4 protein-coding genes and 1 pseudogene are annotated in these 4,702 nt (G+C 29.9%); 2 read left to right on the top strand and 3 right to left on the bottom strand.

Annotated elements, in window-relative coordinates:
* Both IAA47_02840 and IAA47_02835 read right to left on the bottom strand, forming a co-directional pair.
* Positions 1 to 1,479 (bottom strand): carbohydrate porin (locus IAA47_02840; GenBank protein ID MBU3841911.1); only part of this gene is annotated, 1,479 nt, incomplete at its 3' end.
* The gene (locus tag IAA47_02835) at positions 1,479 to 3,128 is read right to left on the bottom strand and encodes a family 16 glycosylhydrolase (protein ID MBU3841910.1); all 1,650 of its coding nucleotides are present in this window, start codon (positions 3,126 to 3,128) and stop codon (positions 1,479 to 1,481) included. The genes IAA47_02840 and IAA47_02835, both read right to left, overlap by 1 nt.
* A 286-nt stretch (positions 3,129 to 3,414) precedes the next feature.
* Between IAA47_02835 and IAA47_02830 the strand changes: the two genes are divergently transcribed.
* Positions 3,415 to 3,720: a PTS sugar transporter subunit IIB gene (locus IAA47_02830; GenBank protein MBU3841909.1), complete on the top strand. Its 306-nt coding sequence runs from the start codon at positions 3,415 to 3,417 to the stop codon at positions 3,718 to 3,720.
* A gap of 18 nt (positions 3,721 to 3,738) precedes the next feature.
* The gene (locus IAA47_02825; GenBank protein MBU3841908.1) at positions 3,739 to 4,089 is read left to right on the top strand and encodes a PTS lactose/cellobiose transporter subunit IIA; all 351 of its coding nucleotides are present in this window, start codon (positions 3,739 to 3,741) and stop codon (positions 4,087 to 4,089) included.
* Between the two features lie 64 nt (positions 4,090 to 4,153).
* Here IAA47_02825 and IAA47_02820 read toward each other — a convergent pair.
* Positions 4,154 to 4,570 (bottom strand): annotated as a pseudogene (locus IAA47_02820) (ATP-binding cassette domain-containing protein).
* Positions 4,571 to 4,702: the final 132 nt, after the last annotated feature.

Genomic DNA, 4,702 nt, shown 5'->3' with positions numbered 1-4,702 from the left:
GCCATTTTCTGTTCTTTTTGTTTTATCTCCTATATAAGTAACAAATAATCTCAATGATGTTTCAGCACTTCCCACATAATACTTTAATTGAGGTCCTGCTGAAATCTTATATAATAAGTGGTCTTCTGTAGCTCCTGCATAAGTTTCAGTATCTTTACGTGCTATACCAGCTTCCATCCATAAATCTAAATTCTGATTTATATAGTAGATTGGTCTTAAAACTAAAGCATCTGTTTCTAACTTACCAACTCTCCATGATTTTTGAGCATCTCCAATTCCAGCTCCAGCCCAATATTGATCTTCAGCATACCAACCATATCCTACTTTTTTTCTAGCTTCTATATCTTTAGCACGTAAACTTCTATAGCTTACTAACATATGAGTTCTATTTCCTAGTCTTACAGTTCCTCCAAGTCCTAATTGATATGCTACTGCATCGTCCGCTGCTCTTTTGTTAGCATCAGTATGAATTTTTCCTATTCCCTCACCAGCTAATATTCCAGTTGCATATTGTAAGTAGTGTTGCCCTTTTCCTTCAAATCCAAAGAAATTATCTGGTTGATAGTATAATCCAGCATAGAAACCGTCATCTGCTGCATCTCTATACCATCTATCACTCTCTGCTATCTCTCCTCCAATAGCTGGATAGTGCATTTGTTTTAATACATCGTATTCTCTTATCTTATCATTATCTGTAGCATGAGCATACATGATTTCTCCAGAAATATCCCCATATGTATATTTTGCCTTATACGCTCTTACATCTTCAGCTTTTTTTCCTTCTAAACTATCTAATTCTCCATCTTTAAAATCATTAGAAATATAAGCTAGATTTAAAGAACCATTCCATAATTTGATATTTTCAATTCCTAATCCAGTTCCTTTAACCTCTTGATAGTAGTAGTCTATAATCTCTACTTGTTGAGCATCCCATTTTTTCTTTCCGGCTACGATTACTGCATCTTTAAATGCTCCAGTAAACATAGGAACATTTCCCATCTCTATGTATAACTCTGTAAGGTCGATTTTATTTTTTTCTCCTATGCTTGTATCATAGTTATCACTCCAACCTTCTAATTGTACTACTAATTTAGTCCATGCTCCATTGCTTTGAGTAAATTTTTTCGAAAAATTTATATTAAAATTTGTATCGAATTCATTTCCCCATCTTCCAACATATTGTTTATCTCGGCTATATGTATTTTTATTTCCATGCTTCATATTTCCTTCAGCACCAGTTCTTAAATACCCATGAAATTGTAATTCTCCATCTGCATCTTTAGGTTTTTCTTGAGTTGCTAGACTTAATTTTTTTTCATTCTTTTTAATATTTATTTTTTGCTTTTTAAGCTCTTTATTTTGCTCTTCAATGATTTTTTCTAATTTTTCAATTCTTTGTTCCAAAGTCAATTCCTCATTTTCAGTAAATGTAGGCATTGCTAAGCTACACAGTAAACTAACTAAAAGAAATTTTTTCATTATTTAGTATCCCCCTTTATTCCTAAATCATAAACTTTTATAGATTCTACTTCCATTGTTTGTGGGAAAACTTCAGAATCTACACCTTGTTGTCCTCCCCATGCTCCTCCAACAGCGATATTTAAGATTAGATAGAATTTTTGATCAAAAGGCCAAGCATCTTTTCCAGAATTTTCATTTTGGTAAGTGAAATATAGTGTATTGTCAAAATATACTTTTATAACTTTTGGAGTCCACTCTAATGAATAAGTATGGAAAGTGTCTGAAACTTTATCTCCATCTATCTGAGCACTCTTTTGGTTTGAGTTTTTCCAATAATATTTTTCAGTATGAACAGTTCCATGGATTCTATCTTGGTCAAATCCAACGTGTTCCATAATATCAATCTCCCCACTTTTTGGCCAATCTCCATATAGAGAATCAGTTGGCATCATCCAGATAGCTGGCCAAGTTCCTTTTCCTTTTGGAAGTTTAGCTTTAACCTCTATTCTCCCGTATTTAAAATCTTTCTTTCCTCTAGTTACAAGTCTAGCAGAAGTGTATTCATTTTTTCCGTAAGCTTCATTCCAAGCTGTAATTATTAATTTTCCATCTTCTACATAGGCATTGTCTGGATTTTTTTCTGTATAGTATTGAAGTTCAGCATTTCCCCAACCTTCTCCACCAACATCATATCCCCAGTCCTCTTCTTTAGGTAATCCTTCATAGTTGAACTCTTCCTCCCAAACTAGATTTCCGAAGTATTTTTCAATTCTAAAATCTTTTATATTTTGCTTATTTCCAACTTTTTTTATAGTTATCTTTCCATCTTTAGTAGATTCTCCAGTATTTTTCAATAAACACTCTCTATTATTTTTATCTAACTCAAAAGTTTTTCCATTTTGAATTGTAACTATATATTTTTCTCCATCAGCTAACTTTCCATCAACTTTTACTAAGTAATCTGAATCCTCTTCAAGTACCATTGTTTTAACAAATTCTTTTCCATTGCTTAATTTTTTAATAGCTTGGATATCATTAGAAGTTAGAATGTTTTCATTAATTCCTGTAACTGTGTATTTGTGTTGTACTTGGAATTTTGCTAAATTTATCATTCTATTTACATCTATCGTTCCAATTTTTTCTAAACTTACTTCATTTATTTTTACTTGTTCATCAGTTTCTGTAAACCAAAATTCAAATCTTGCTTTTTCATCAGCTTCTGCTAGCATTTCAAAATCAAATACATATTCTTTTTGTTTTGGAGACACAGTAATATCTTTTTGCCAATATCCATAATATCCTCTCTCTCCATCAGCCCCTATTTTAATTGTAAATTTAGTTTCTTTATCAACATCTGTTTTAAATTTTAATTGATAAATCCCTCCAGCATCTAATTTTAATGGTGCTTGAATAACTTGTAATCCATGAGTTGGAGCTTTTTTATTTTCAGTTATTGCTACTAAATCACCTTTTATGATTTCAACTTTTCCTTTTCCACCTGAGTTTTCATATTTTATCCACGAATTCTCTGTATTCACTATTCCAATATTATTTGGAATAGCTGTTGATAACGGCTTTTCAAATGATGAATTTTGTAATATATTAGCTCCAAAAAGCATTTGTGAAAAAATTATAGATGATACTATTAAGATTTTTCCTCTTTTCATAAATTAACCCCTTTTCTAACTCTACTCTTTTTTAATTTAAAATAACCTATTATTAACGAAACCGATTTCTTAGTTTTAATTATATCATAAAACGTTCTAATGTCAATCATAATATTTTTTAATTGCTTAAAAACATTATAAAATAGAGCCTTTTAATAAAAAAATAAAAATTCAACAAAAAAATATTGACTTTTTTTATATTTTGTTTTATTATTTATTTAAAATTAACATGACTGTAATAAAACATTAAAATTGTTTTACAAACATTTTTTAGAGGGTGATAATTATGAAAAAAATATTATTATGTTGTTCTGCTGGAATGTCTACTAGTTTACTAGTTACTAAAATGAAAAAAGCGGCTGAAGAAAAAGGTATAGATGTAGAAATTAATGCTGTGGCATTAGAGCTTTTTGATGAAAATTTATTAAAATATGATGTATTTTTATTAGGTCCACAAGTAAAATTTAAGAAAAACGATTTCCAGAAAAAAGCTGATGAATACAATAAAAAAGTAGAAGTCATTAATATGGTTGACTACGGAACTATGAATGGAGCAAAAGTTTTAGATTTTGCTTTAAATTTAATAAAATAATTTTGGAGGAGATCTTAAATGAATAATACAGAAATAATACCAGAAGAAATTTTGGAAAAAATTATGACTGGAGTTGCTGTTGCTGGAACAGCAAAATCTCTAGGAAAAGAAGCTATTGTAAAGGCTAATGAAGGAAATTTTGAAGAAGCTAGAAATTTATTTCTTGAAGCAAAAAAACAATTTGTTGAAGTTCATGATTGTCATTTTGATTTTATTCAAAAAGAGGCTTCTGGAGAAAGAGTTGATCTTTGTTTACTTTTAATCCATATGGAAGATCATATTATGACAACTTCTTTATTCCTAGATACTCTTGAAGATCAAATAAATTTAATTGAAAGAATTCATAAAATAGAAGCAAAAATATTTTAAACAAATTAATTTTTTTATAATTCTATCCTGAAAAAAGGGAGAATATTAAATTCTCCCTTTCTCCCTATAACTGACTCATACTATGTAACTTATAATAAAATCCTTTATTATCTAAAAGTTCTTGGTGAGTTCCTCTCTCCTCTATACCACTATCAGTAAGAACTATTATCTCATCTGCAGCTTGAATTGTAGATAATCTATGAGCTACTACAATTGTAGTTCTTCCCTTACATAGATCCTCTAAAGATTCTTGAATTAATCTTTCTGTAATATTATCAAGTGCCGAAGTTGCTTCGTCTAGAATTAGAATAGGAGGATTTTTTAAGAATATTCTAGCTATCGCTATTCTTTGTTTTTGTCCTCCAGAAAGTTTAGTTCCTCTTTCTCCTACATTAGTATCATATCCATCTGGCATCTGCATAATTAGATCATGAATATTAGCCTTTTTAGCTGCTTCAATAACCTCTTCATCAGTAGCATCTGGTAACTACTCAGCTATGAGTTTTTACAAAAAATAAAAATAGCCAAATAGAGGGAGTTTTCAACATTTTTGTTGAAGGCTCCCTTTCTATTCAACTACTGGTAACATAATTTCGCATAAATCAAATATACT

Source organism: Candidatus Fusobacterium pullicola (assembly GCA_018883725.1).
Classification (GTDB): domain Bacteria; phylum Fusobacteriota; class Fusobacteriia; order Fusobacteriales; family Fusobacteriaceae; genus Fusobacterium_A; species Fusobacterium_A pullicola.
This window is presented reverse-complemented; position numbering and strand designations above follow the sequence as displayed.

Coding starts and splice junctions, on each gene's coding strand:
- IAA47_02835 (MBU3841910.1), bottom strand. CDS start 3,128: ATGAAAAGAGGAAAAATCTTAATAGTATCATCTATAATTTTTTCACAA.
- IAA47_02830 (MBU3841909.1), top strand. CDS start 3,415: ATGAAAAAAATATTATTATGTTGTTCTGCTGGAATGTCTACTAGTTTA.
- IAA47_02825 (MBU3841908.1), top strand. CDS start 3,739: ATGAATAATACAGAAATAATACCAGAAGAAATTTTGGAAAAAATTATG.